A 26587-nucleotide genomic window follows, 5' to 3' on the forward strand; every position below is an offset into this window, starting at 1 on the left:
TCAACGACGTGAAATCAGGATGCCGATCAGCACGCCGACTGCTGCGCCGATACCCACGCCGTGCCACGGATTTTCACGCACGTAGACGTCCGCTTTCTCCGCCGCTTCACGCGTGGTCTGCGCGATGCGTTCGCCGGATTCGCCCAGCCGCTCGCGTGAACTCTCAATGGCACCGCGTGCTTTGTGACGCAGTTTATCCAGCTCGCTTTTCGACTTATCAGCCGAGCTGCTCAGCACTTCTTCCAGGGTGTCGGCAAGGTTTTTCAGTTCCGCACGCAGATGTTCAGATGTGGTGTCTTTAGCCATGGTGTTCTCCATTACATCATTTATTTAAGTCCGATTAATAAGGCTCGGCCTGCAGCTTTTTCAGCTCCTGGCGTGCCTCTTCCAGCTTCCGTTCGCGCTTACCGATCTTCTCCTGGTCTTTGCCTTCCTGGCGATCATGCTGCAGTTCGCGCTCGCGCTCAGCCACTTTATGCTGCTGGGCTTCAATGCGTTCAGCGTGGGCGGATTTCAGTTTCTCGTCAGTGCAGTTGGCGCGGACTTCAGTCAGCGCGCGTTCCAGTCCGGTGACCCGGCGCTGGTTGTCGTGCTGTTTCGCCATCTCAATTTCGCGCTGAATATCCTGCTGTTTTTGCTGACACAGCGATTCCGCTGCCAGCAGTGAACCCGAGAGAGAGAAAAGAATCGCACCCAGCAGTAGTTGTTGTTTCATCAGGTTTTTACCTTCCATTGTTGACGACCTGTCGCAAACCGGACAGGAGGGGCATCCCAGCTTGTCGTCTGCTCGCGCTTACTTAAGAATAGACAGCAGACGAAAAAATTCAAAAAACACGCGGGGATAGCGAGGATTGAGGTGCCGCCGGGCGGTGAACCCGACGGCGGGGATCAGCTATAGGTGGGACGATTAGCGTCCACCACCTGCTGTGACGCCTGCGGACCCGCCGCCACGACAAAGCCCTGTGGCAGCAGGCGGCGCAGTACTTTCTGCGCGGCCAGGCTCTGCTCTTCATTCTCAAAATGAATGACCAGCGCATCGCCTGCCGAGGTAATACTTTTAATCCGCACGCCCTGCGCCGAAAGCTGCTGGTAGAGATAAAAGCCGTCCGGCAGATTGGTGCCGCTGTGTGCCACGCGGATCTTCACCACCGTTTCATGCTGCATCAGTTTGGGCACAATGCCGATAGCCAGCAGCGCCAGCACGCCAGCGCACAGCCAGGGGAGTAAACGCCTGGGAAAATTACGCAACCCTGTCATTACTGTGACTTCCCGTTCTGACCCGCCTGACGTTTACGCCACAGCACTACCAGTGAACCCACCAGACCGATGACCAGCAGCACCAGCGGCAGCAGCATCAGGCAGAACATCAGCTCATCTTCATAGCGGCGGAAAATGGGGGTTTTCCCCAGCGCAAAGCCGAGCACGGTAAGAATCAGCACCCACAGGAAGCCGCTCATCCAGTTAAAGAACTGGAAGCGGGCATTGCTCAGGCCAGAGAGGCCGGCAATGGTCGGCAGCAGGGTACGGACAAAGGCGATAAAGCGGCCAATCAGCAGCGCAGACAAGCCGTGGCGATGGAACAGACTGTGGGCGCGCTGATGATACTGCGCGGGCAGATGGGAGAGCCATTTCTGCACCGTCGGCGTATTACCAAGCCAGCGGCCCTGAATGTAACTGACCCAGCAGCCGAGGCTGGCGCCGGTGGTCAGCACCAGCAGGGTCAGCGGAAAGCTCATGGTGCCTTTCGCGATCAGCACGCCGACCAGAATCAGCAGACTATCACCGGGCAGAAACGCGGCGGGCAGCAGGCCATTTTCGAGAAACAGAATCATGAACAACACGCCATAAATCGCCCACACCAGGGTGGGGTCGGAGAGCATTTCGTAATCCTGCTGCCACAGGGCATGCAGCAATGCTTGCAAAATATCCATCAATCATTCCTGAACATCATTGTTAAACGTGCCCGTGAGGGGCTTAGGCGCAGGCGGGTTAAGTTATACATTTTAGGTATGCCACCTGAGCAGGATTTCCGGATCCATCCAGAATTGATTGTTAAATCAGCGACTTTTTATAGCCCTGTCGCAAAGGGTAAGAAAAGGGCGATAACTGTAACAAAAATCGCGGGATTCAGACAGTGTAAAGTCGCGGTCGCACAGGAGTTTTACCTTTTGACGCAGATGGTCAAAAGGAGCTTTACACGAGCTGACACTATTGCAGATTAACTGACTTTTTAGCCTGAAAATGCAGCGTTTTCTGCCATTGCGGCTTCAGGGCAGGATCACCGGATTTTCTGCGAACATGTAACGGTCGACGTTGAATTCGAAATCATCGGCGGTGGCGTCGAACAGCATCTGTTTAGTATTTTCCAGATGCTGCCACATCGCCAGTTTGCTGGCGGCGGGATCTTTGCGCATCAGCGCTTTTAAAATCTGGTCGTGATCGTCGCACCAGCTGGTGATATGGCGCGCGTCAATGTGCTCGTGCAGCTTAAGCCAGTAAGGATTATGCAGCCGGTGCCGCCACATTTTCTCTACGATGGCGGCCAGCGCGCTGTTTTGGGTGGCCTGGGCAATGCGCACGTGAAACTCCATATCCCATGTCGAATCGCGCGCGTGATCTTCCTGCCGGGCTTTTTCCTGAATCGCCAGCAGCGCCACGATGTCCTGTGGACGGATCTGCGTGGCGGCAAATTCGGCGACATTGCTCTCAATCAGCTGGCGCGCCTGCAGCAGTTCAAAGGGGCCATAGCTGGCAAACTCCAGCTGATCGGCGGCGCTGTCGCGCGGTTGCGGCTGGTCGCTGATCACATGAATGCCCGATCCTTTGCGCACCTCGACGTAGCCTTCCACCTCCAGCATGATGATTGCTTCCCGCACCACGGTGCGGCTCACCTGGTGCGATTCCGCAATCATCCGCTCTGCCGGTAACTTTGCCCCCACGGCATAATTGCCCGCTTCGATGCGCTGCTTGAGTTCGCTGGCGAGTTGCTGGTAGAGGCGGCGGGATTCGTTCAGGTCCATGATTTTTCGGTTCTGTGAAAGACGGTAAGTTGTTATACCACTTACCCTGCGATGTCGCAAAGCGCTGAAGCTGTTATACCATATGGCAAGTTAAGAACCTGCGCTTCTGCTCAGGTTTGATCTTTAATTAATAGAATATACATATGCTTAAGTTGATGTAAATAAGCGGCACGCCGGCTTTCGCCGTATGGCAATGATGGATAATGTGACGCAGTTGGCAAACAAATCTCCCTGTCGCTGAAATTGGTATGATAACTTTTGCGCATTAGCTGACCGATTTCATCTTCAAGGAAGCGACATGTTGCGACTCAACCGCCGCGATTTCCCCGGCGCACGCTATAGCGAACGCGTGATCCAGTTCGGCGAAGGCAACTTTTTACGTGCCTTTATCGACTGGCAGCTCGACTGGCTCAATGAACATCAGGGCACTGATGCCGGCGTGGTGGTGGTGCGACCGCGCAACCGGATGCAGACGGAGACGCTCAATCAGCAGGATGGCCTCTACACCACGCTGCTGCGCGGGCTGAATGACGCCGGGGAACCGCTCAGCGAAACCCGGCTGATCCGCAGCCTCAATCGTGAAATCCAGCCTTATCAGCAGTTCGATGAATTCCTGGCTCTGGCACGCGCGCCGCAGATGCGTTTTGTGTTCTCCAACACCACCGAGGCCGGCATCGCGTATGCCGAACAGGATCGGCTGGAGGATCAACCCGCGTCGTCGTTTCCCGGCAAACTGACGCAGCTTTTGTGGGCGCGTTATCAGCACTTTGCCGGTGCCGCCGATAAAGGCTGGCTGATCGTGCCGTGTGAGCTGATCGACCATAACGGCGACACGCTGCGCGCGTTAGTGCTGCGTTACTGCCAGCAGTGGCAGCTGCCAGCGGCCTTTACGCAGTGGGTGACGCAGCACTGCGCCTTTTACAACACGCTGGTGGATCGTATTGTCAGCGGCTATCCGCCGGATGGCGCACAGATTGCAGCCCAACTGGGCTATGACGACCGCTATCTGGTGGCCGGGGAGCGCGACTACCAGTTGGTGCTTGAGGGGCCGGATGCGCTGATGCACGAGCTGCAGCTGACGGCGCTGGCACCTGCCGTCAGGCGGGTGGATGACATCACGCCGTACAAGGCGCAGAAAGTGGCGATCCTTAACGGGGCGCACACTGCGCTGGTGCCGGTAGCGTTTCAGGCCGGGCTGGCGAGCGTGAGCGAGGCAATGAACGATGCGCAACTGGCCGCTTTTGTCGACGCCCTGCTGCGCGAAGAGGTGATTCCGACGCTGGATTTGCCGGGTGACGAGCTGCACGCCTTTGCCGATGCGGTGCAGCGCCGCTTTCGCAATCCGTTTATTCACCATGTGCTGCTGGCGATTGCGCTCAACGGCATGACCAAATTCCGTACGCGCCTGCTGCCGGCGCTGTTGCAGGCGCAGCAGCAGTGTGGCGACTGGCCGCCGCGCCTCATCTTTGCCTTTGCCGCGCTGCTGGCGTTTTATCGCGGCCAGCAGGATGACCGGCAGTGGCCGCTGCAGGATGACGCGCACTGGCTGCAGCGTTTTGCCCGGTTGTGGCCGGCGGTCCTCACCGATCAACTCACCCCGCAGCAGCTGGTGAGCGACGTACTGAGCGACGCGCAGCACTGGGGCGAAGATTTAACTCAGCGGCCCGGCCTGGTCCCGGCGGTCAGCCAGCAACTGCACAACATTCTCGTCCACGGCATGCGGACGGCCCTTAGCCAACTGAGATAACGCGATGCAACAGGCAATCAAAATACATTCACGCGACAACGTCGCCGTCGCGCTGCAGGATCTGGCGGCTGGCATCCAGGTTATCGTCGCAGAACAGCGGATTACGCTGCATCAGGATATCGGGCGCGGCCACAAGTTTGCGCTACAACCGCTCAACAGTGGCGAGCAGGTACTTAAGTATGGGTTGCCGATTGCCCATGCCACTCAGCCGATCGCCGTTGGCGAGCTGATTCACTCCAGCAATGCGCGCACCAATCTGAGCGATGTCGACGAGTACGTATACCAGCCGGAACACCTCACGCTGCCACCGCAGGCGGCGGATCGTGAGGTACAGATCTATCGTCGCGCCACGGGTGAGGTTGGCATTCGTAACGAGCTGTGGATTTTGCCGACCGTCGGCTGCGTGAACGGCATCGCCCGGCAGATTGTGTCACGCTTCCTCCGGGAGAGTGACGACGCGGCCGGCATCGACGGCGTGCACCTGTTCAGCCATCCCTTCGGCTGTTCACAGCTGGGCCAGGATCATGAAAATACCCGCACCATGCTGCAAAATATGGTGCGTCATCCCAATGCCGGCGCGGTGCTGGTGATTGGACTCGGCTGCGAAAACAATCAGGTCGATATCTTTCGCGACACGCTGGGCGGCTTTGACAGCGAACGTGTGCAGTTTATGGAGTGTCAGCAGCAGGATGATGAAGTGGAAGCCGGCCTGCAGCGGTTGCATGCGCTGTACAACGTGATGCGTCACGACCGCCGCCAGCCGGGCAAACTGAGCGAGCTGAAGTTTGGTCTCGAATGCGGTGGCTCGGACGGCTTTTCCGGCATCACCGCCAATCCGCTGCTCGGCTGTTTCTCTGACCAGATGATCGCCAACGGCGGCACCACGGTGCTGACCGAAGTGCCGGAGATGTTTGGTGCCGAGCGCATCCTGATGAGCCGCTGTCGTGATGCGGCGATTTTCGACAAAACGGTGGCGATGATTAACGATTTCAAGCGCTACTTTATCGATCATCAGCAGCCGATTTATGAAAATCCATCGCCGGGCAACAAGGCGGGCGGCATCACCACGCTGGAGGAGAAGTCGCTGGGCTGTACGCAAAAAGCCGGGCAGAGTCAGGTGGTGGATGTGCTGAAATACGGTGAGCGGCTGCGCACGCCGGGGCTCAATTTGCTCAGCGCGCCCGGTAACGATGCGGTCGCCACCAGCGCGCTGGCCGGAGCCGGCTGCCATATGGTGCTGTTTACCACCGGACGCGGCACGCCGTATGGCGGCTTTGTGCCCACCGTGAAAATCGCCACCAACACGCCGCTGGCGGAGAAAAAGCCGCACTGGATTGATTTCAATGCCGGACGGCTGCTGGAGGGCACCAGCATGGAGGCGCTGCTGGCGGAGTTTGTTGAGACTATTGTGGCGATTGCGAACGGCCAGCCGGCGCGCAATGAAGCTAATGATTTCCGCGAGCTGGCGATCTTCAAGAGTGGCGTAACGCTTTAAAGCGGCAGCGGTTAAAGCGCGGCACCGGTGGGTGCCGCGACGCGGGTTAACCGGCGGTACGCGGCTGACGTTCCGCTTCCGCCTGACATACGGCGGCGGTAAACAGAATGTCGGTTGAGGAGTTGAGTGCGGTTTCGGCGGAATCCTGCAGTACGCCGATGATAAAACCGACGGCAACCACCTGCATCGCCAGATCGTTAGGAATGCCAAACATGTTGCAGGCAACCGGAATCAGCAGCAGCGAACCGCCCGCCACACCGGACGCGCCACAGGCACACAGCGAGGCGACAAGGCTCAGCAGAATAGCGGTGGGTACGTCCACGGCAATGCCCAGCGTGTGCACCGCGGCCAGCGTCAGTACGGTAATGGTGATTGACGCGCCCGCCATGCTGATGGTCGCGCCCAGCGGAATCGATACCGAATAAGTGTCTTCATCCAGATTCAGGCGTTTGGCCAGCGCCATGTTGACCGGAATATTCGCGGCCGAGCTGCGGGTAAAGAACGCCGTTACGCCGCTTTCGCGCAGGCAGGTAAACACCAGCGGATAAGGATTGCGGCGGATTTTCTGAAACACCAGCATCGGGTTGACCACCAGCGCCATAATCAGCATGCAGCCAATCAGCAGCGTCAGCAGGTGGGCATATTGCCACAGCGCACCGAAGCCGGTTGAGGCCAGAATCGATGCCACCAGGCCAAAAATGCCCAGCGGCGCACAGCGAATCACACAGCGCACCACCCAGGTCGCGGCATTCGACGCGTCATTCAGGAAGGCTTTGCTGCTCGGGCTGGCATGACGAAACGCCAGGCCAAGGCCAATCGCCCACACCAGAATGCCAATGTAGTTGGCGTTCATCAGCGCTTCAATCGGATTGGCGACCATGCTCATCAGCAGGCCGTGCAGCACTTCGGTGATGTCGGACGGCGGGGTAATTTCGGTCGCGCCGACGTCCATCGACAGCGTCTGCGGGAACAGATGGCTGAAAATCACCGCGACCACCGCCGCGAAGAAGGTACTGAGCAGGTACAGCATAATGATCGGGCGAATATTGGTTTTTTGCCCCTGCTGATGGTTGGCAATCGAGGAGATCACCAGCACCAGTACCAGCAGCGGTGCCACGGCTTTCAGCGCGCGCACGAACAGTTCACCCAGCAGGCCCACGGCCAGCGCGGCATCGCGTGAAAGCCACGCCAGCGCCACGCCGGCAATCAGGCCGATCATGATTTGTTTTACCAGGCTTCCTGAGAACAGCGCACCCAGCGGTCGAAGAAGATTATTTAGCATATTACGGTCTTTTTATCGCGGTATGAGTGTTGTGCGCGGTTGCTCCGCGCCAAACGGTTTGCCCGGCGGAGTATAAGGAAAAGAGCTGACGAGAAAAGAGATAATTCTGCCGGTGCGCGCCAGATCGGTTTTTTGATCTGCTGATGACGGGAAGTGTGACAGAGATATGAAACGCGAAGGTTGGCACTGGCGAAACAAAGCAGGGGCGATTAGCGCCCCTGCAGAAGATTATCGTGAGATGCCTTTCTGGTCGTTTCTGTGGTTTACCCAGGCATTGATCAGCAGCGTACCGCCGAGAATCACGCCGACCACCGTCAGCGAGATCGCCACCGGAATGTGGTAGAACTCGACGATCAGCATCTTGATACCGATAAACACCAGCACGATCGCCAGACCGTACTTCAGCATCGAGAAGCGCTCTGCCACGTTGGCCAGCAGGAAGTACATAGCGCGCAGGCCAAGGATGGCGAACAGGTTAGAGGTCAGCACGATGAACGGGTCGGTAGTGACGGCAAAAATAGCCGGAATACTGTCGACAGCGAAAATAACATCGCTCAGCTCCACCATAATCAGCACCAGCAGCAGCGGTGTGGCAAACAGCACGCCGTTTTTGCGGGTGAAGAACTTTTCGCCGTGCAGTTCATCGGTCATGCGCAGATGCTTACGCAGCCAGCGCACCACCGGCTTATCGCCGACGGCAGCGTCATCGCCCTCTTTAGCGAAGGCCATTTTGATGCCGGTAAACAGCAGGAAAGCGCCGAAGATGTAGAGGATCCAGCTGAACTGTGTGACCAGCCAGCTGCCGGCAAAGATCATGATGGTACGCAGCACAATCGCGCCCAGCACGCCGTAAATCAGCACACGGCGCTGAAGATTAGACGGAATGGCGAAGTAGCTGAACAGCATCAGCCAGACGAAGACGTTATCGACCGCCAGCGCTTTTTCCAGTACGTAACCCGTCAGGAAAGCCAGGGTTTGCGCGGTTGCCACTTCGCGCCCGGCGCTGCCGTCGAGATACCACCAGAACGCGGCGGCAAACAGCAGAGAAACGGAGATCCATACCAGCGACCAGACGGCAGCCTGTTTGAATGACATGGTTTGTGCGCCGCGTCGTCCCTGTAAGAAGAGATCGATCGCCAGCATGATGAGCACGACGACAGCGAAGCTGCCCCAGAGTAACGGTGTGCCTACAGAGTGCATAGTCGTATCCTGTCCTGAAAATGAAAAACGGCTGAGTCAGAAGACGTCAGCCGCTTTATAGAGCTGCAAGCAAACCTCGCCTTCCGGCAAGGTCTCACTTACAACACAGAATCAATTCCGGGTTGCCTGACGACCGGATGCGCTACGCATCGTAATGACGATCGGTCAGCTTACAAGTTACTCCCCTTTGCTGCGGCCAACATACGTGCAAGCGCGAGCAGATTCAATGGGGGAGCTGTAATATTTTGCAATATTTACACTTCTTTCCGATCCGCCGGAAACACCACGCCGGTCTGGCGACGAATCTCTGTCAGCAACCGGGCGGTTATGCGTGAAACCTCCAGCGCAGGGTGCTCCACCTGGCGCGTTTCCACCAGCCGGGCGAAGGTCTCTGCTTCATACAGCATAGTATTGATGTGCTGTGGCTGCGTCAGGTTCTGGCTCTCGCCGCCGCGCGGAATCAGGCGCAACTGCTGGCACTCAGAAATTTTTTCTATCACCAGCGAGCCGGCTTCGCCCTGGATTTCGCTGGGAATCAGGGAATCACTGACTTTCGAGTGCAGCAGCGTGACGTCGAAATCGCCGTAGTCCAGCACTACCACGCCGTGCGCATCGACGCCGCTTGCCAGCAGCGAGGCCTCAGCTTTCGCCTGCTGCGGCGCGCCCCACAGAGTAACGGCAGCGGCGAGACAGTAGTAGCCAATGTCCATGATCGAACCGTTGGACCAGCGCGGGTTGAAGGTATTCGGGTTCTCACCGTCGAGATAGCGCTGATAGCGTGACGAGTACTGACAGTAGTTGAACAGCGCTTTGCGCAGTGTGCCCAGCTGCGGCAGCGCCTGTTGCAGGCGCAGGAACGTCGGCAGACTGGCGGTTTTGAACGCCTCAAACAGCACCACCTGATGCTGACGCGCACAGCCAATCATCGCCTCAGCTTCACGCAGGTTAGAGGCCAGCGGTTTTTCGCAGATGACGTGTTTGCCGTGCGACATGAACAGCAGCGCCTGCTCACAGTGCAGCGCATTGAGGCTGGCGATATACACCGCGTCGATTTCCGCACTTGCCGCCAGCGCCTCCAGTGAGGTAAAGGTCAGCGGACAGGGATAATCCGCGACAAAGGCGTCGGCCTGCTGCTGGCTGCGTGAATAGACGGCGCTCAGTTTCATTTTGCCGCTCTCATGCGCGGCGTCGATAAACTGGCGGGTGATCCAGTTGGTTCCCACAATGGCAAAACGTATCACGGCTGGCTCTCCTGCACTTTGAAAGCGGCAGAGTAGCATGTTCCCTGGCGGCGCAGGCAGGCGAAATTTGATCCTGCGATCCGCATTCCAATATGATGATGCCAAACCCTTTTTTAACCGACATGCGGGGACGCCGGGTGAGCGGAAGCAAACACGCACTGAACTGGACCACACTGCTGATCGCCATTCCGGTGGGCCTGGTGGCCTCGCTGGTCACGCTGGCGTTTCGCGGCATCATCGATCTCATTAATCATTTGCTGTTTCACAGCGACAGCGAAATCACGGTCGCGATGCACGTCTGGCCGTGGATCTTCTGGCCGCTACTGGTGGGGGCGGGCGGGCTGCTGGCCGGCTGGTTCCTGCGCTACGCGGTGGCGATTGAGCAGCAGGAGACGGTGAAAACCGATTACCTTGAAGTGATTAACGCGCGGCTGGATGCGGTGCCCACCAAAACCTCGCTGTTTCGCGCGCTGTCGTCGATTGCCAGTATCGGCAGCGGGGCGTCGATTGGTAAAGAGGGGCCAATGGTGCAGCTGTCGGCGCTGAGCGGCAGCCTGCTGGGGCGCTGGCTGCCAGCGTCCCTCAATATGCGCAACAGCGACATCGTTGCGATGGCGGCGGCCGCCGGTCTGTCGTCGGTGTATCACGCGCCGCTGGCGTCCGCGATTTTTGTCGCGGAAATCGCCTTTGGTATTTCAGCGCTGCAGCGGCTGATTCCGCTGATTATCGCCTCGGCGGTGGCGGTGATGACCATGTGGTCGCTCGGTTTTCGCAGCGCGCTCTATCCGCTTTCCGATACGCTGTTTCAAATGGATGTCACCAGCCTGATGATGACCGTCGTGATTGGTTTTGCTGCGGGCGTGGCGGGCTGGCTGTTAATCAAGCTGATTGCACGCAGCAAAGCGTTGTTCAGCCGCGTGCGCTCGCTGCCGCTCAGGCTGGGCGCGGGCGGCTTTGCGGTTGGCTTACTGGCGCTGATCTCCACCGATATCCTTGGTAACGGCTATGAAGTGATCGTGAAAATCATTGAAGGCAACTATCTGCTGGCCGGTTTGCTCGGCCTGCTGGTGCTGAAAATGCTGGCGACCACGCTCTCGGTCGGCTCCAACGCGGTTGGCGGCCTGTTCACACCCTCATTATTGATTGGTGCGCTGCTCGGCGTGGCGCTGGCGCAGACTGGCGTGCTGCTGCATCTGCCGGTGGGCAATACGCTGCTGTATGCGGCGGTGGGCATGGCGGCGGTGCTGGCGGCGGTCAGTCAGGCGCCGCTGATGGCGATGCTGATGGTGCTGGAGATGACGCTCAACAGCAGCCTGCTGTTCCCACTGATGATCGCCTCGGTGCTGGCGTCAATGCTGGTCTACCGGCTGCAGTCCGCCAGCACCTATCCGGTGGTAAGCCATCACCTTAATCGTTCAGAAGCGAAATATGATTTTGATAATATGCGGGTTGATCAGCTGATCATCCCCGGCGCGGCGCTGCAGCCGGCGGAATCGGTCGGGCAGGCGCTGGCGGTGAGTTCACTCAAGCGCGAGCGCTACGTCTACGTCATTAATCAGGCCGGTCAGTTTCTTGGCGTAGTATCAATTCATGATATTTCGCGCAAAGTGCTGGCACAGGAGATCACGCTGGATTCGCCGGTCAGCAGCGTGATGGATGATAATTTCCCCTGCATTTACCAGCACCAGAGCATGCGTGAAGGCTGGGAGGCGTTTGCACGCGTGACGCTGGAGCGTTTACCGGTGCTGAATAATGCGCAGGAGCGTCGCTTCCTTGGCGCATTGACCAAAACCAGTCTGATCCAGAAAGCGCAGGAGTTTCTTTAGGCCGCGTTGCCGCGCAGCGCCTGTTCGGTCATCCACAGGCGCGCGTCGAACTCCAGCTGGTGGTAGTCCGGTTCCATGTGGCAGCACAGCTGATAAAACGCTTTGCTGTGATCTTTCTCTTTCAGGTGCGCCAGTTCGTGTACCACGATCATGCGCAGAAAGGGTTCCGGCGCGAGGCGGAAAAAGGTCGAGATGCGAATTTCGGCCTTGGCTTTCAGGTTACCGCCCTGCACGCGGGAAATGGCGGTGTGCAGGCCAAGCGCATGCTTCATCACTTTGATTTTATTATCCCAGATGACCTTGCTCACCGGCGGCGCGCTGCGCATATAGCGGTTTTTCAGCGCCTGCGTGTAGTCATAGAGCGCCCGGTCGCTGACGACGTCGTGTGTATCGGGATAACGCTGCTGCAAAAAGGCGGCTAATCGCTGATTATCAATCAGCACTTGCACCTGTTCGAGGATGTTTTCAGGGTAACCCTGCAGATAGATTAATGACATTGGGATTCCCGACGAAAGACAGTATACTGCGCCCCCTTTTCAGGGCGAAAATCGCGCAAAGTGTACCACGCCGGAGATTCCATGAGCCAACTTGAACTGACCGATCGCACGCTGACGCTTCAGCGCTTCCCGCCGATGCGCGAAGAGAGCCCGCTACAGGCGTGGGACGCCGCAGATGAATATTTGCTGCAGCAGGCGCTGCCGGCAGGCCCGGTGCTGGTATTCAATGACAGCTTTGGCGCGCTGACCTGCGGGCTGAACGATCGGGAAATCTGGCACGTTAGCGACTCGTGGCTCAGCCAGCAGGCCGCCCGGCAGAATCTGCGTCTCAACGGTCTGGATGAAGCGTCGGTACACTTTCTTGATAGCCTGGCGCCGTTGCCGGCTGCCCCGGCGGCGGTACTGATTAAGCTGCCCAAAGCGCTGGCGCTGCTTGAGCACCAGCTGCGCGCGCTGCGGACGGTCGTCACGCCGGATACCCTGATTCTGGCGGCCGGTAAAGCCAAAGACATCCATAATTCCACGCTGCAGCTGTTTGAACGCATTCTCGGTGAGAGTAAAACCTCACTGGCGTGGAAAAAAGCGCGTCTGATTTACAGCCATTTCAGCGCGCCGGCGCTGGCGGACGTGCCGGCGACCACCGTGTGGCCGCTCGACGAGACGCCGTATCATATCCACAATCACGCCAATGTGTTCGCCCGCGCGGCGCTGGATATTGGCGCGCGCTTCTTTCTGCAACACCTGCCGCACGATATTGAGGGCGAAATCGTCGATCTCGGCTGCGGTAACGGCGTGATTGGCCTGCAGGCGCTGGAACAGAATCCGCAGGCCGAGGTGCTGTTCGTCGATGAATCTTACATGGCGGTGGCCTCCAGCCAGCTCAACGTTGAGCTCAACCGACCGCAGGATCTGGCGCGCTGCCAGTTTCGGGTTAACAACGTGCTGAGCGGTTTTCCGTCGGACCGACTGCATGCGGTGCTGTGCAATCCGCCGTTCCATCAGCAGCACGCGGTGACCGACCACCTGGCGTGGCAGATGCTGCGTGACGCCAAACGCTGCCTGCAGTATGGCGGCGAGCTGCGCATCGTCGGCAACCGCCACCTTGGCTATCATCAGAAAATGAAGAAGCTGTTTGGCAACTGCGAGCTGGTGGCCTCTAACGCCAAATTTGTGGTGGTGCGTTCGGTCAAGCTGCGTTAATCACAGGCTGAGCGCCAGCTCAGTGGCCTGAGCAATGGCGCGCCGTGCGTCCAGCTCCTGCGCGACGTCGGCACCGCCGATCAGCCGCACGGCTTTGCCGCGTGCGGCCAGCGCCTGCGCCAGCGTACGCAGCGGTTCCTGACCGGCGCAAATCACGATGTTATCTACCGCCAGCGTCAGCGCTTCCCCCTGATGGCGCAGGTGCAGCCCGTCATCATCAATCTTCAGATACTCCACATCACCCCACATCTGCACGCCGTGCGCCTGCAGGCTGGCGCGATGGATCCAGCCGGTGGTTTTCGCCAGTCCGGCGCCCGGTTTGCCGGATTTACGCTGCAGCAGCCAGATCTGGCGGTCGGCAGGAGCCGGCTGTGGACGTACTAAACCGCCGCGCGCCTGCAGGCTGCGATCGATGCCCCAGCTTTGGTAGAAGTCTTCCTCGCGATCGGCGTGCTGCAGCAGAAACTCCGCGGTGTCGAAACCAATGCCGCCGGCACCGATAATCGCCACGCGCTGGCCAACCGGTTTTTTGTCGCGTATCACCTCGAGATAGCTCAGCACGCTGGGGTGATCGATGCCCGGAATCGCCAGCTGGCGCGGTGTGATGCCGGTCGCGATGATGACTTCATCCGCCTGTTCCAGTTCGTCGGCGCTGACGCGATGATTCAGGCACAGCTCAACACCTGCGGCTGCCAGCTGATGGCGGAAATAGCGCAGCGTTTCGCTGAACTCCGCCTTGCCGGGGATCTGGCGGGCGATATTAAACTGGCCGCCAATCTGCGCATCGGCTTCATACAGGGTGACGTGATGGCCGCGCTGCGCCGCCTGCAGCGCGAACGCCATACCGGCCGGACCGGCACCTACCACCGCCAGGCGTTTTGGCTGCGCGGCGGCGATGACCGGCATCAGCGTTTCATGACAGGCGCGCGGATTGACCAGGCAGGAAGTGACCTTGCCGGCAAAGATTTGATCGAGACAGGCCTGATTACAGGCGATGCAGGTATTGATGGCGTCGGGCTGGCCCGCCTGCGCTTTGCTGACAAACGCGGCATCGGCAAGAAATGGCCGCGCCATCGACACCATGTCGGCAATACCGTCGCGCACAATCTCTTCCGCCACCTGAGGATGATTAATACGGTTGGTAGCGATAACCGGTACGCTGACGTGCTGGCGCAGATGCTGCGTGACCCAGGCGAAACCGGCACGCGGCACGCAGGTGGCAATGGTGGGAATGCGGGCTTCATGCCAGCCAATGCCGCTGTTGAACAGCGTCACGCCGCGCTGCTCCAGCGCCGTGGCAAGCTGCAGCGTCTCCTGCAGCGAGCTGCCGTTATTCACCAGATCGAGCATCGACAGGCGAAAAATAATAATAAAGGCATCACCGACGGCGGCGCGCACCGCCTGCGTCACTTCCAGTGCAAAGCGCTGCCGCCGCGCCAGATCACCGCCCCAGCCGTCGTCGCGCTGATTGGTATGGGCGACCAGGAACTGATTAATCAGGTAGCCTTCGGAACCCATGATTTCGACACCGTCGTAACCGGCCTGCTGCGCCAGCCGGGCGCAGCGCGCGAAATCCGCGATGGTTTGTTCAATCTGCGCTTCGCTCAGTGCCTGCGGTGTAAACGGGTTGATGGGCGCCTGTAGCGCCGAGGGCGCCACCAGATCGCGTTGATAGCTGTAGCGCCCGGCGTGCAGGATCTGCAGCGCAATTTTGCCCCCCTGAGCATGTACCGCATCAGTTATCTGGCGGTGCCAGCCGCACTGGGTTTCGTTCGTCAGCATGGCTCCGCCCTGCGCCACCACGCCCTGCGCATTGGGCGCGATGCCGCCGGTCACAATCAGCGCAACGCCTTCCCGGGCGCGCTCGGCGTAGAAGGCAGCGAGGCGCTGAGCGCCATCAGCATGCTCTTCCAGACCGGTGTGCATTGAGCCCATCAGGAAACGGTTTTTCAGTTGCGTAAAGCCCAGATCCAGCGGGGCAAACAGATGCGGATAACGCTCAGTCATGATCACTTACTCAGTGAGTGGTCGGATGAGTGAACTCTAGCGGGAAAAGTGCGGGCTGGAAATTTGCGGCGCTCAGCCTGTGAGAAACATCAAAAAAAAGCAGGGCGGCAAGTCGCAGACGAAAGTATCGGACCACTTTCGCCAGGCACGGGAAGAAACCTGCGCGCCCTGTAATGGCATGAAGATTGGGCTAATAAATTAGCTCTGTGGTTATAAATTCCTGTATGACTCAATCTCTATAACAATCCCGGGTGAGGACGAGGTGATGATGCCATGCCTCAGTCGAATTAATCCGCAAGACTGGTCTTGATTTTGGCTTCAGCAGGCACCGTTTCGCCGTGCCAGTTCGATAATATCGACCAGATTCTTTGATTCGAGCTTTTGAAAAATTTTAGTTTTATAAGTACTGATAGTTTTGTTATTTAATCCTAATTCACAGGCAATGATTTTATTGGATTTTCCCTGCGCCAGCTGACGTAAAATAAGCGTTTCCCGCTCGGTCAGGCGCGACAACATATCCTGTTCATTCACATAGCGCTGGCGCCGGTCAAGAATATCGCCGGGCAGATAATTTACATTATTAAATACGCAGCCAATGGCGGCGATCAGCGTCTGAATCGGGTCGTATTTCGACACGAAGCCGTTAGCGCCCTGACTAAGCGATTGTATAAGCAGGTGATTGTTACTGCTCTGACTGAGCAGAATGACTTTCATCCAGGTTTTAGATTTTACGATATCGCGTAAAAAGGCGATGCCATTTTTCTCTTTGAAATCAGGATCTAAAATCAGGATGTCGATGTGCTGATGAATAACATCGTCAATACCATCATTAATTGTGTTTGCTGTAGTGACACAATTAAAGCCATTCATTAATAATAAAGCCTGCACCCCAGCCGCAACAAGGCGATGCTCATCAACGATGAGAATTTTTGCATTAAACATAGATCTCCCTTTTACGACACCGATATGATGGCGCTGGCGGACATTATGTCTGGCGGCTTATCCCGGCGAACCGAGAAATGTCTTGATAAGATTATGTTTTTATAAAACCTGCTGATTTTTCAGCCGATATTGTTCAAAGATAATTAATGTTTCATTGACGGTGTTAATTTCGCACGCGATGGCGGCAATCAGTTGCGCGACATCGTGTCCTTCCTGCTGGTGTTTCTCCAGCTTGCGCCCCAGCTCCATCAGCGCGCTGGCGTTAAGAATGCTGGCACCGCCTTTCAGCTTATGGCCAAGCTGTGACAGCGCGTGAGCATCAGTGGTTTGCTGCAGCGCCGCCAGCAATTCATCGTGGCTGGTGCGAATACTTTCCAGCAGGGTGATGCAGCTGGCAGGATCGCGCTCAGCCAGCTGCATCAGCAGCGGCGCAAAAGTCGGAACCGCCACAGGGGCCGGCAGCGCGGCGACGGCGGTATCAGCAACAGGTTGCCCGGTCACGGCTGCGGCCTCGCTGTCAGGCATGTGTGGCGTGCCTGGCGTGCGGCGTGGACAGTGGGTGATTTGCGCCAGCAACGTATCCAGATTCAGCGGCTTGAACAGACAGTCGTTCATGCCAGCCTGCAGGCAGCGCTGCATGATGTGCTGCTCGGCGGAGGCGGTCAGGCCGTATAGCGTGATCGGCGGCAGATGATGGTGGCGTTCATGCTGGCGCAGCGCCTGGGCAAATTCAAACCCGTTCATGCCGGGCATATTGCAGTCGGTAATGATCAAGTCAAAGCGCAGCGGATCCTGCTGCCACAGCTTCAGCGCTTCGACGGCGCTTTCGCTCACCACCACCTGATGGCCCGCCAGCTCCAGCTGTTTACCCAGCAGCAGGCGATTGGGCGCATGATCATCAATCACCAGCACTGACAGCTTGTCGGTGACCAGCGGCTGTGTCAGATGCGGTTGGGTTTGATCGCGCGGTTCGCCGGCCGGCGCGCGGAAGTAGAAGGAGAACACCGATCCTTCACCTGGCGTACTCTCCACAATCAGTTCGCCATCCAGCAGCTCTGCCAGATTGCGGCAGATGCTCAGGCCAAGACCGGTGCCAATCTGCTGCTGCTGACGTTCACCGACCTGGACAAATGGCTCAAAAATCGCCTGCTGCTGCTCCTCGGTCATGCCGCAGCCGTCATCGCTCACTTCTATGACGAACTCACAACCTTCCTCTTCCTGGCCAATCCCCTGCATCAGCACCACGGTTACGCTGCCGCGATCGGTAAATTTAATGGCGTTACTCAACAGGTTAGACAGGATCTGGTTGATCATCAGCGGATCGGTCTGTACCCAGTAGGCCGCGATGTCCATCTCTACGCGCAGATCGATCCCTTTGCTTTCGGCTTTGTTGCGAAACAGCGTCACCGCCTGATCGATCACATCCGGCAGGTAAACGGTTTCCGGCGTGGGTTGATACTGGCCAGATTCGATCTTCGACAGATCGAGGATATCGCCGATCAGCGACAGCAGCGCGCGAGCCGAGCTGTAGGCGACGCGAATATTTTCGGACAGCGTCTCACACGGCTGCGAGCGGGTTTCCAGCTCCAGCAGACCAATGATGGCGTGCAGCGGCGTGCGGATCTCATGACTCATGCTGGCGAGAAACTCACTTTTGGAGCGGTTGGCTTTGTCTGCGGTGTCCTTGGCCAGCTGCAGCTCCTGCAGCAGCGCGTTACGCTCGGTAACATCGACCCAGCCGCCGATCACCCCGGCAACTTCCCCCAGCCGATCGCGAAACGGCAGCGTCCAGTGGTACAGATGGAAGGCCTGCTGGCCAAACATCAGCTGGACGTCGCGCATTACCGCTTCACCATCCAGCAGCGTCTGCTGGTAACCATCTTCAATGGTATGAATGCTGGCGTTATTGGTGTTGAACACGTCCGACAGTCGTTTACCGATTACCTCGTCGCGTTTGATGTGCAAAAAGCGCAGATAGGCATTGTTACAGTCCACCAGCCGCGTTTGCTTATCGCGGATGTACATTGCCACCGGCGAGTCATTAAACAGCGTGTGGGTAAAATTGAGCTGATTTTTTAGCGCATTCTCTGCCTGCATACGCTGCTGAATCACTTTGCGCAGATGGTGGTTCCACAGCAGGATCAACAGAATCAATCCCAGCGATACCGAAACGATCAGCAGAATCGTTTGCTTATAGTTCTGCCACGAGCTACTGAGAAACGGCGGTTCCGCCTGACGCCACTGCGCCATCAGCTTAAACAGCGTTTCCGGCGGGATGGCCAGCAACGCTTTATCGAGAATGCTGATCAGCGTCTCATTGCCTGGCTCTACGCGCATCACAAAGCGTGCGGGATCGGCGCCCAGCGTACCCTCGACGATCAGCCCGCTGCCAAAATGGTTGCGCAGATGATAGTCGGCAAAAATTTTCGGCACGATCACCGCATCGACCTTGCGCGCCAGCAGCTGGCGCAGCGCATCCAGCGGACGATCGGTATCGCTGACCGACAGGTGCGGATAGTGCTCCTGCAGCCAGCTTTTCATTAGCGGATTTTTTAGCATCAGCGCCGAACCAAACGGAAAGGTGTCGCGCGCCATAATGTTTCCCGGCTGCTGATTGCGGATGATCACCCAATGCGAAACCAGCCACGGACGCGTAATCAGAGCCGGTTGTGCTTCGAACTGTGGCTCCAGAATTTCCAGCGGAAACAGCTTTGGCAGAGGACGTCCGCCGGGGTGTTCATTACTGGCGTGCGCCACAAAATTCAGGCCGGTCTGGCTGGTGATCAGCTCCAGCACGTCCGGCGCCATGCCGCGAAACTGCTCTGCCGGCGTCCGGCTACTGAGCGGTGCCTGTGCCAGCGGCAAGGTGGTCTCGATGTGTATGTTGTTTTGCAGCCACTGCTCTTCGTCGGCGGTCAGCGCCAGCGGATTGCGTTGTAGTACATGATGGGGATCGAGCTGCCAGCGTTTGGCAATCTGCATGCGGATAGACAGCGGAATCTGCGGCAGCGCCTGGTTGATGGCGTCGGCCAGCGCAGGATACAGCGGACTGATGCCGAAACCGACGTTGAGCGGAATCGTATGCTCATCGGCCAGAATAGTAAGCGCGTTGGCAAACAGATAGCGGTTGAGGTGTGTCAGCGTCGCCGCATTTCCCCAGACGCGCGCCGTCTGACCATAAACGGTGGCGGCGACGGCATCATAGTAGCCCGGGAAACGCACCAGCTGCGCGTTTTCGTATGTCTCTTCCAGGTACTGGCGCTGCAGCGGCGTGCCTGACCAGGCGATTTGCTCGGGCATGCCGTTATTGAGAAAAAGGTCGCTGTCGGTCTTCAATCCCATCACGCTGTAATCCAGCATCCACGGGGCGCTGGCCAGCAGCGGCTGCGACTGTGACGATGGCTGGGCGACGTAAATCGCCAGCATATGCATTTCGCCTTTCAGCACCGCCTGCTGCGCGGCGCTATGACTCGGGAAGTGATAAAGCTCAATACTGGTCTCCAGCATGCTTTGAATCAGCGACAGGTAGTCGGCGCTCAGGCCTTCGAAGCGGCGCGTATCGGTATCCATATATATTGGTGGCTGTGATTTACCGGCCACTGCGACTTTAATCACTTTATTTCGAAAGGCAGAAGAGATGGGCTCAGCCAGCTGCAGCGCGGGCTGTGCGGTATCGTAACGCGCTAAAAGCTGCAATGGTTTGACCTGCGCCTGCAGCGCGCCGGCAAAAAAAATAAACAGGACCACGCCCGTCAGACGGATGAAATTAACAGGATTAAACACCGTGCGTTCCTGAAGAAAATAAAGTCATTAATGCCGATAAGGGAAAAGGAGTATAAAGAGATTTTTCCCGCCTGCCTGATCTAATGCCGCATTAAGGATATTTTGCGACCATTCTCGAATGTTTAACTTATTATTAACATCCGTGGTTTTTTTTAGATATTGCTTTTGCTTTGATTTCAAATATTTCAACGGTTTATCCATAAAATGACCTTTCAAGACAATTCTTATGTGGTCCATTCGCAGAGTTACGTCAGAATTTTCGCAGTTTTTCCGGGGCCGCTAACCGCTGCTGTCCATTCATCTGGTAAAACTACCTTTTAATTAGCGGTAATAAGTTAAACGCGTAAGCAAAATTCTAATTTTTGTTAACCTGGTGACGTTTGGTTTAAACCGTTGCAAGCGATTTTCCCGGCAGCGGTCAGCGCATACTTTCAGGTCATTTTCACTGGTGTGGTTATCAGTACTGGACAAAATTGAGACTGTAATAAAGGAATAAAAGAATGGTATATGCACATAATAAACAGGTGCGTGTCGCTGTCCTTGATGATCACCCGATGGTTCGTACCGTTTTCGAGTTATGCCTGAAACACGAACCCGATATTCATCTGGTCGGGACCTGGTCTTCAAGTAATGAATTGTTTAGTCAGCTGCGCAGCACTACGGTGGATGTGCTGGTGCTGGACTTTTTGCTGGGCGAGCGGGAACTGGATGGCCTGGCCCTGGTGAAACAGCTGCGAAATCACTATCCGCAGCAAAAGATTTTGATCTCATCGTCCATGGAGAGTCCGGCGATTGTCAAAATGGTGCTGAGCGCCGGCGTTAAGGGCTTTATTGGAAAAAGCCACAATATGCAGGAGATCGTCCAGGCGATTCGTCAGGTGGCGCAGGGGCGGCTATTTTTGTCGCAGGAAGTGGCGTACGAGGTGGAAAACCTCTACGTGATGAATGAAGACGCCATCAACGAAAACCTCGATCTCTCCAGCAAAGGCAATATGTATGAGAAGGTCAAAACCCTCAGCCCGCGCGAAGTAGAAGTGGTGCGCTGTTTTCTCGATGGGCTCAGCGTGTCGCAAATCGCCGTGAAGTTTAAGCGCAGCCGTAAAACCGTGAGCGGACAAAAGCAGTCGGCGCTGAAAAAGCTCGGCCTGCGCTCGGATTCGGAATTGTTCAAATACAGCCACGACCTGATGTCGGGCAGCTAATCTTTCTTTAAGGCGGTCAGGGATGGCCGCCGTCTGCTTTTCCGCCTCTCTGCATCACGTTCCCGGTAACAGCCGTTTTGTAACATCGCTTTGAGTGATGTTCGTCACAGTTTCGCCGGCCGTATCCGGCTGTGATAGCCCCCATTGCTACAGCACTGAAGGGGCTACGATGAACATTGAAACGAAATCCTGCGTCATTACCGGCAAAAAACAGGTCAGCGTCGCACAGCAGCAGGTGCAGTGGGACGGCACCGGCACGCTGGTGCGCATCACGCGCGGCGGCATCTGCGGGTCCGATCTGCACTACTATCAGGAAGGTAAAGTCGGCAGCTTCGAAGTGAAGATGCCGATGATCCTCGGCCATGAAGTGATCGGCTACGTGGTGGAGAGCGACGATCCGCAGCTCCAGCCCAATCAAAAAGTGGCGGTCAATCCCTCAAAGCCGTGCGGCAGCTGTAAATACTGTCTGCGCGAGCAGCAAAATCAGTGCACCTCAATGCGCTTTTTCGGCAGCGCCATGTATCTGCCGCACGTGGATGGCGGCTTCACGCAATACAAAGTGGTCGATAGCGCGCAGTGCGTGCCGTTTCCGCAGGAGGCCGATGACAGCGTAATGGTGTTTGCTGAACCACTGGCCGTGTGCATCCACGCCACGCAGCAGGCGGGCGATCTGAGCGGCAAAACCGTGTTCATTTCCGGCGTCGGGCCGATTGGCTGTCTGATTGCCGCCGCTGCCAAAGCCCGCGGAGCCGCGGAGATTATTTGCAGCGATATCAGCGAACGCTCGCTCAGCCTGGCGCAGCAGATGGGCGCGACCGGCGTGATCCACGCTGCTGACGGTGATTTCACGCCTTACCTTGCAGATAAAGGCTTCTTCGATGTCGCTTTCGAGGCTTCCGGCCATCCGTCTTCGCTGCAGCGCTGTCTCGACGTGGTATGCGCCAAAGGCACGCTGGTACAGGTTGGCATGGGCGGCACGATTCCGGATTTCCCGCTGATGACGCTGATCGCCAAAGAGATCAATCTGGTCGGTTCTTTCCGTTTCACCCACGAATTCAACACGGCGGTTGACTGGCTGGCACGCGGCGTGGTCAATCCGCTGCCGCTGTTCAGCGGGGAGTATGACTTACAGGATATCGACGCGGCGCTGCAGTTTGCCGGTGATAAAACCCGGGCGGCGAAAGTCCAGTTAACGTTTTAAGGAGTCAGTATGAGTCAGCTATTTTCCCTGACGGGCAAGCGTGTGCTGCTCACCGGTTCGGCGCGCGGCATCGGTTTTCTGCTGGCGCGCGGTCTGGCGGAGGCGGGTGCGGAAGTGATCATCAACGCCACCACCGAGGGCGGCGCAGAGCAGGGCGCGGCGAAACTGCGCGAGCTGGGTTATCACGCACGGTCGAAGGCCTTTGACGTCACGCAGTCGGCGCAGGTTCAGCAGGCGGTGGAGGAGATTGAAAGCCAGTGGGGCGCGATTGATATCCTGGTGAACAATGCCGGCATTCAGCGCCGCCGGCCGTTTCTCGAGTTTCCCGAGCAGGACTGGAACGACGTGATTGCCGTCAACCAGACAGCGGTGTTTCTGGTGTCACAAACCGTGGCGAAAAGAATGGTGCAGCGTCAGCGCGGAAAAATCATCAACATCGGCTCGATGCAGAGCGAACTGGGGCGCGACACCATCACGCCGTATGCCGCCTCCAAGGGCGCGGTCACCATGCTGACGCGCGGCATGTGTGTGGAGCTGGCGCGCCACAATATTCAGGTTAACGCCATTGCGCCGGGCTATTTCGTCACCGAGATGACCCAGACGCTGGCTGACGATCCGGCCTTCACCGGCTGGCTGACCAAACGTACGCCGGCCGCACGCTGGGGCAAGCCGGAAGAGCTGATTGGCGCGGCGGTGTTCCTGGCGTCGGGCGCATCTGATTTCGTCAATGGCCACCTGTTGTTTGTTGATGGCGGTATGCGCGTCGCCGTGTAATGCCGTGGCGCGGCTGGCGTAATTGCCGGCGCGCGCCTAAACCTTAAACACCCCTCTGTCTTCCTAAGGATAATAAAAAATGCCAATAACCATAATTGTGCTGGGTGTGATACTGCTGCTGGTTCTGATGATTGTCTTCAAGGTCAACGGCTTCATTGCGTTGGTGTTTGTCTCGGCGGTGGTAGGTATCGCCGAAGGCATGACGCCGCTCAATGTGATGGCCTCGATTCAGAAAGGTATTGGTTCCACGCTCGGCGGCCTGGCGATGATCCTCGGCTTTGGTGCTATGCTCGGGCGGCTGGTGTCCGATACCGGCGCTGCCCAGCGGGTGGCCACCACGCTGATTGCCGCGTTCGGTAAACAGCGGCTGCAGTGGGCGCTGGTGGTCACCGGGCTGATCGTCGGCCTGGCGATGTTTTACGAAGTCGGCTTTGTGCTGTTGCTGCCGCTGGTGTTCACCATCGTGGCGGCGGCCGGACTGCCACTGCTGTACGTCGGCGTGCCGATGGTGGCAGCGCTGTCGGTGACGCACTGCTTCCTGCCACCGCATCCCGGTCCAACCGCCATTGCTACCATCTTTGGTGCCAATCTCGGCACCACGCTGCTGTACGGCTTAATCATTACCATCCCGACGGTGATCATTGCCGGCCCGATCTTCTCAAAATTCCTCAAAAGCTTCGAAAAGTCGCCGCCGGAAGGGCTGTATAACCCTAAAATCTTCACCGAAGAGGAGATGCCGGGCTTCTTTATCAGCATCTTTGCCGCGGTGATTCCGGTGGTGCTGATGGCGATTGCGGCAGTTTGCGAACTGACGATGCCGAAAGAGAATGCGCTGCGCCAGTTCTTTGAATTTATCGGCAACCCGGCGGTGGCGCTGTTTATCGCCGTGGTAATTGCGGTATTTACCCTCGGTCTGCGCAACGGGCGCAAAATGGAGCAGGTGATGGATATGTGTGGCGATTCGATTGCCGCCATCGCCATGATCGTCTTTATCATTGCCGGCGGCGGCGCCTTTAAGCAGGTGCTGGTAGATAGCGGTGTCGGTAATTACATTGCCGATCTGATGAAAGGATCGTCGCTGTCACCGCTGCTGATGTGCTGGACGGTGGCGGCAATGCTGCGCATCGCGCTGGGATCGGCCACCGTCGCGGCGATCACCACCGCCGGCATCGTGACGCCGATCATTGCCGCCACCCATACCGATCCGGCGCTGATGGTGCTGGCCGTTGGTTCGGGTAGCGTGATCGCCTCGCACGTGAACGATCCGGGTTTCTGGCTGTTCAAAGGCTATTTCAACCTGAGCGTGGTTGAAACGCTGAAAACCTGGACGGTAATGGAAACGCTGATCTCCATCCTCGGCCTCGCCGGTGTGCTGGCGCTCAACGCCATCATTCACTAAGGCCCGCGCTTCATAGGGAGGTGAAGCGTGCTTACGCGCGGCGGCGAATCCACGAGAAACGTGACTGATAGCCGCTGTCAAAATGGGTGTTATAACGATAGCTCGATCCCGCCTCCGCCATGCAATAAGTACACTCCGTCACGCGATCAATCTGCGCCGCCGGGATGCCGCGCTGTAACAGCAGGTCCTGCGCCAGTTGAGGCAAATCAAACCATACTCCCTGATGATGCGCCTGTGCCTGAGGTCGGATTGCCTGCGGATTATGCGGCTGTTGCTGTGACCAGCTTAACGCCGGCAGATCCGGGCGCTGCTGCATCTGTGCGATGCGATCAACGCCCAGCTCATAGCAGCACGGGCCGATCGCCGGACCGATCGCCACCAGCAGGGATGCCAGCGTCGCGCCACCCGCCAGCAGCTGATCGAGGGCACTGCTCAGCACGCCGCCGAGCGTACCCTGCAAGCCGGCATGCACCGCCGCCACCTGATGCGTTTTCACATCGGCAAACAGCACCGGCAGACAGTCAGCGGTGTAAACCGCAACCGGCCGATGATCGTCACCGATCACCCCATCGGATTCACAACTTTTCGGCGGCCGGTTTTGTCCGGCCAACACCACTTTTGCGCTGTGCCGCTGCTGTCCGTACGCCGCAGCGGCCGGTGCCGGCTGACCGGCAGGCTGGAAGGCATACTCCAGCCAGCGTTGACTCTCCAGCAGCGCCGAGCGCGGCCCGCGATTATCCATAAGTGTCTCCTGTGACCTGACCCCGGTTTTCCTCTGCCCACAGCTTACGTTAACTGCTACATTTTTAAAGCTTTACAAAAACTGACCATAATCACTTAAGGACGACATGATGAAAAACACCTCCTGGCTGGCCGCGGCGGGCCTGATTGCCCTGACGCTCACCGGCTGTGCCCAACCGCAAAAACAGCAGGCTCAGCAGCAACTTGGTCAGCAGTCGGTGCTGGCAGTCAACTGGTTCCAGCAGTCTGGCGAGTATCAGGCGCTGAGCTGGCAGGCGTTCAACACGGCACGCATGGCGTTTGATAACGCTCCTTCGCTCACCGGCAAACCCAAAGCGGTGATTGTTGATCTGGATGAAACCATGATCGATAACAGCGCCTACAGCGCGTGGCAGGCAAAAAACGGCCAGCCGTTCTCCGGTAAAACCTGGTCAGCGTGGACGCAGGCGCGTCAGGCGACCGCGGTGCCCGGTGCCGTCGAATTTGCCAACTACGTGAATAGCCACGGCGGCACCATGTTCTACGTCTCGAACCGCGATCAGAAAGACTACGCGGCCACAGTCGATAACCTCAACAAGCTGGGCTTCAGCGGTGTAAGCGACAAAACGGTGCGTCTCAGTACCGGCAACTCCAATAAACAGGCGCGTTTCGACGCAATTAAAAATGCCGGCTACAACGTGGTGCTGTATATCGGCGATAACCTGAATGACTTCGGCGGTGCCACCTGGCATCAGGGCAACGCGCAGCGCCAGCAGTTTGTCACGCTCAACCATCAGCGTTTTGGCACCCAGTTCATTGTGCTGCCCAATCCACTGTACGGCGACTGGGAGAGCGGCATGGCTGAAAACTACAATAAGTTAACCCCGGAACAGCAGCTGCAGGTGCGTGAATCCCGCATGAAAGCCTGGAACGGTAAATAATTCGTCAAGCGAAATAGCGCCTGCCCTGGCGGGCGCTTATTACAGGCGGTCAGCGCCAGTGATATTTACGTTTCTTTGTAATTATTATTCTGCTTATCATTTTCCCGATC

General features: G+C 57.5%; 22 protein-coding genes. 9 read left to right on the forward strand and 13 right to left on the reverse strand.

Translation table 11 applies throughout. The features are described 5' to 3' along the window. The 5 genes from E7738_RS16395 to exuR all read right to left on the reverse strand — a co-directional run bounded on the left by E7738_RS16395 (position 1) and on the right by exuR (position 3020). The gene (locus E7738_RS16395; RefSeq protein WP_021509708.1) at positions 1-306 is read right to left on the reverse strand and encodes a DUF883 family protein; all 306 of its coding nucleotides are present in this window, start codon (positions 304-306) and stop codon (positions 1-3) included. Between the two features lie 34 nt (positions 307-340). Continuing rightward, on the reverse strand, positions 341-715 hold the full coding sequence (locus tag E7738_RS16400; RefSeq protein WP_150360374.1) for a DUF1090 domain-containing protein: 375 nt from the start codon (positions 713-715) through the stop codon (positions 341-343). 173 nt (positions 716-888) lie between these two features. Next, positions 889-1257, reverse strand: coding sequence for an EnvZ/OmpR regulon moderator MzrA (mzrA, locus tag E7738_RS16405; RefSeq protein ID WP_031280145.1), 369 nt, complete (start codon positions 1255-1257; stop codon positions 889-891). Next, the gene (locus E7738_RS16410) at positions 1257-1931 is read right to left on the reverse strand and encodes a DedA family protein (protein ID WP_021509705.1); all 675 of its coding nucleotides are present in this window, start codon (positions 1929-1931) and stop codon (positions 1257-1259) included. The genes mzrA and E7738_RS16410 overlap by 1 nt, the downstream gene beginning before the upstream one ends. A gap of 336 nt (positions 1932-2267) precedes the next feature. After that, complete coding sequence (exuR, locus tag E7738_RS16415) at positions 2268-3020, reverse strand: transcriptional regulator ExuR (RefSeq protein ID WP_394515814.1); 753 nt, start codon at positions 3018-3020, stop codon at positions 2268-2270. Positions 3021-3318: 298 nt separating this feature from the next. On the opposite strand from exuR, the gene E7738_RS16420 reads away from it, so the two are divergent. Further along, positions 3319-4767: a tagaturonate reductase gene (locus E7738_RS16420; RefSeq protein WP_104188217.1), complete on the forward strand. Its 1449-nt coding sequence runs from the start codon at positions 3319-3321 to the stop codon at positions 4765-4767. A 4-nt stretch (positions 4768-4771) separates the two neighbouring features. Continuing rightward, entirely contained in the window at positions 4772-6262 is a 1491-nt protein-coding gene (locus tag E7738_RS16425; protein WP_104188219.1) for a UxaA family hydrolase, read from the forward strand. Positions 6263-6308: 46 nt separating this feature from the next. Here the strand turns inward: E7738_RS16425 and sstT are convergent, their stop codons facing one another. The 3 genes from sstT to E7738_RS16440 all read right to left on the reverse strand — a co-directional run bounded on the left by sstT (position 6309) and on the right by E7738_RS16440 (position 9985). Then, entirely contained in the window at positions 6309-7544 is a 1236-nt protein-coding gene (gene sstT, locus E7738_RS16430) for a serine/threonine transporter SstT (protein WP_394515815.1), read from the reverse strand. A 228-nt stretch (positions 7545-7772) separates the two neighbouring features. Next, positions 7773-8744, reverse strand: coding sequence for a TerC family protein (locus tag E7738_RS16435; protein ID WP_021509700.1), 972 nt, complete (start codon positions 8742-8744; stop codon positions 7773-7775). Between the two features lie 254 nt (positions 8745-8998). Further along, positions 8999-9985 (reverse strand): Gfo/Idh/MocA family protein, encoded by a 987-nt coding sequence (locus E7738_RS16440; RefSeq protein WP_394515816.1) that lies wholly within the window; start codon positions 9983-9985, stop codon positions 8999-9001. Positions 9986-10122: 137 nt separating this feature from the next. Between E7738_RS16440 and E7738_RS16445 the strand changes: the two genes are divergently transcribed. Further along, complete coding sequence (locus E7738_RS16445) at positions 10123-11811, forward strand: chloride channel protein (protein ID WP_058781153.1); 1689 nt, start codon at positions 10123-10125, stop codon at positions 11809-11811. Here the strand turns inward: E7738_RS16445 and E7738_RS16450 are convergent. Then, positions 11808-12308 carry a M48 family metallopeptidase gene (locus E7738_RS16450; RefSeq protein WP_021509697.1) on the reverse strand — a complete coding sequence of 167 codons (501 nt, stop codon included), beginning with the start codon at positions 12306-12308 and terminating at the stop codon, positions 11808-11810. The two genes, E7738_RS16445 and E7738_RS16450, sit on opposite strands and share 4 nt — an antisense overlap. An 81-nt stretch (positions 12309-12389) precedes the next feature. Between E7738_RS16450 and rlmG the strand changes: the two genes are divergently transcribed. After that, positions 12390-13508 (forward strand): 23S rRNA (guanine(1835)-N(2))-methyltransferase RlmG, encoded by a 1119-nt coding sequence (gene rlmG / locus E7738_RS16455; RefSeq protein ID WP_394515817.1) that lies wholly within the window; start codon positions 12390-12392, stop codon positions 13506-13508. Here rlmG and E7738_RS16460 read toward each other — a convergent pair whose 3' ends face one another. The 3 genes from E7738_RS16460 to E7738_RS16470 form a co-directional block, all read right to left on the reverse strand. Then, entirely contained in the window at positions 13509-15515 is a 2007-nt protein-coding gene (locus E7738_RS16460) for an oxidoreductase (RefSeq protein ID WP_394515818.1), read from the reverse strand. Positions 15516-15833: 318 nt separating this feature from the next. After that, complete coding sequence (locus tag E7738_RS16465; RefSeq protein WP_021509694.1) at positions 15834-16457, reverse strand: response regulator transcription factor; 624 nt, start codon at positions 16455-16457, stop codon at positions 15834-15836. A 99-nt stretch (positions 16458-16556) separates the two neighbouring features. Further along, a complete protein-coding gene (locus tag E7738_RS16470; protein ID WP_394515819.1) occupies positions 16557-20240 on the reverse strand; it encodes an ATP-binding protein in 3684 nt (1227 codons plus the stop codon). 500 nt (positions 20241-20740) lie between these two features. Between E7738_RS16470 and E7738_RS16475 the strand changes: the two genes are divergently transcribed. The 4 genes from E7738_RS16475 to E7738_RS16490 all read left to right on the forward strand — a co-directional run bounded on the left by E7738_RS16475 (position 20741) and on the right by E7738_RS16490 (position 24816). Beyond that, a complete protein-coding gene (locus E7738_RS16475) occupies positions 20741-21442 on the forward strand; it encodes a response regulator transcription factor (RefSeq protein WP_058759838.1) in 702 nt (233 codons plus the stop codon). Positions 21443-21611: 169 nt separating this feature from the next. After that, positions 21612-22643, forward strand: coding sequence for an L-idonate 5-dehydrogenase (gene idnD, locus E7738_RS16480; protein WP_104188231.1), 1032 nt, complete (start codon positions 21612-21614; stop codon positions 22641-22643). A 9-nt stretch (positions 22644-22652) separates the two neighbouring features. Next, positions 22653-23417, forward strand: coding sequence for a gluconate 5-dehydrogenase (gene idnO / locus E7738_RS16485; protein WP_058776401.1), 765 nt, complete (start codon positions 22653-22655; stop codon positions 23415-23417). Between the two features lie 79 nt (positions 23418-23496). Continuing rightward, the gene (locus tag E7738_RS16490) at positions 23497-24816 is read left to right on the forward strand and encodes a gluconate:H+ symporter (RefSeq protein ID WP_058771315.1); all 1320 of its coding nucleotides are present in this window, start codon (positions 23497-23499) and stop codon (positions 24814-24816) included. A 31-nt stretch (positions 24817-24847) separates the two neighbouring features. On the opposite strand, the gene E7738_RS16495 is transcribed toward E7738_RS16490, so the two are convergent. Continuing rightward, positions 24848-25558 (reverse strand): polyphenol oxidase family protein, encoded by a 711-nt coding sequence (locus E7738_RS16495; RefSeq protein WP_394515820.1) that lies wholly within the window; start codon positions 25556-25558, stop codon positions 24848-24850. A 109-nt stretch (positions 25559-25667) separates the two neighbouring features. Here E7738_RS16495 and E7738_RS16500 point away from each other — a divergent pair, with 109 nt between their 5' ends. Further along, positions 25668-26477 (forward strand): 5'-nucleotidase, lipoprotein e(P4) family, encoded by an 810-nt coding sequence (locus E7738_RS16500; protein WP_058771313.1) that lies wholly within the window; start codon positions 25668-25670, stop codon positions 26475-26477. Positions 26478-26587 lie beyond the last annotated feature (110 nt).

This window comes from Pantoea sp. SGAir0430 (genome assembly GCF_043549295.1).

Coding starts and splice junctions, on each gene's coding strand:
- E7738_RS16395 (WP_021509708.1), bottom strand. CDS start 306: ATGGCTAAAGACACCACATCTGAACATCTGCGTGCGGAACTGAAAAAC.
- E7738_RS16400 (WP_150360374.1), bottom strand. CDS start 715: ATGAAACAACAACTACTGCTGGGTGCGATTCTTTTCTCTCTCTCGGGT.
- mzrA (WP_031280145.1), bottom strand. CDS start 1,257: ATGACAGGGTTGCGTAATTTTCCCAGGCGTTTACTCCCCTGGCTGTGC.
- E7738_RS16410 (WP_021509705.1), bottom strand. CDS start 1,931: ATGGATATTTTGCAAGCATTGCTGCATGCCCTGTGGCAGCAGGATTAC.
- exuR (WP_394515814.1), bottom strand. CDS start 3,020: ATGGACCTGAACGAATCCCGCCGCCTCTACCAGCAACTCGCCAGCGAA.
- E7738_RS16420 (WP_104188217.1), top strand. CDS start 3,319: ATGTTGCGACTCAACCGCCGCGATTTCCCCGGCGCACGCTATAGCGAA.
- E7738_RS16425 (WP_104188219.1), top strand. CDS start 4,772: ATGCAACAGGCAATCAAAATACATTCACGCGACAACGTCGCCGTCGCG.
- sstT (WP_394515815.1), bottom strand. CDS start 7,544: ATGCTAAATAATCTTCTTCGACCGCTGGGTGCGCTGTTCTCAGGAAGC.
- E7738_RS16435 (WP_021509700.1), bottom strand. CDS start 8,744: ATGCACTCTGTAGGCACACCGTTACTCTGGGGCAGCTTCGCTGTCGTC.
- E7738_RS16450 (WP_021509697.1), bottom strand. CDS start 12,308: ATGTCATTAATCTATCTGCAGGGTTACCCTGAAAACATCCTCGAACAG.
- rlmG (WP_394515817.1), top strand. CDS start 12,390: ATGAGCCAACTTGAACTGACCGATCGCACGCTGACGCTTCAGCGCTTC.
- E7738_RS16460 (WP_394515818.1), bottom strand. CDS start 15,515: ATGACTGAGCGTTATCCGCATCTGTTTGCCCCGCTGGATCTGGGCTTT.
- E7738_RS16465 (WP_021509694.1), bottom strand. CDS start 16,457: ATGTTTAATGCAAAAATTCTCATCGTTGATGAGCATCGCCTTGTTGCG.
- E7738_RS16475 (WP_058759838.1), top strand. CDS start 20,741: ATGGTATATGCACATAATAAACAGGTGCGTGTCGCTGTCCTTGATGAT.
- idnD (WP_104188231.1), top strand. CDS start 21,612: ATGAACATTGAAACGAAATCCTGCGTCATTACCGGCAAAAAACAGGTC.
- idnO (WP_058776401.1), top strand. CDS start 22,653: ATGAGTCAGCTATTTTCCCTGACGGGCAAGCGTGTGCTGCTCACCGGT.
- E7738_RS16490 (WP_058771315.1), top strand. CDS start 23,497: ATGCCAATAACCATAATTGTGCTGGGTGTGATACTGCTGCTGGTTCTG.
- E7738_RS16495 (WP_394515820.1), bottom strand. CDS start 25,558: ATGGATAATCGCGGGCCGCGCTCGGCGCTGCTGGAGAGTCAACGCTGG.
- E7738_RS16500 (WP_058771313.1), top strand. CDS start 25,668: ATGAAAAACACCTCCTGGCTGGCCGCGGCGGGCCTGATTGCCCTGACG.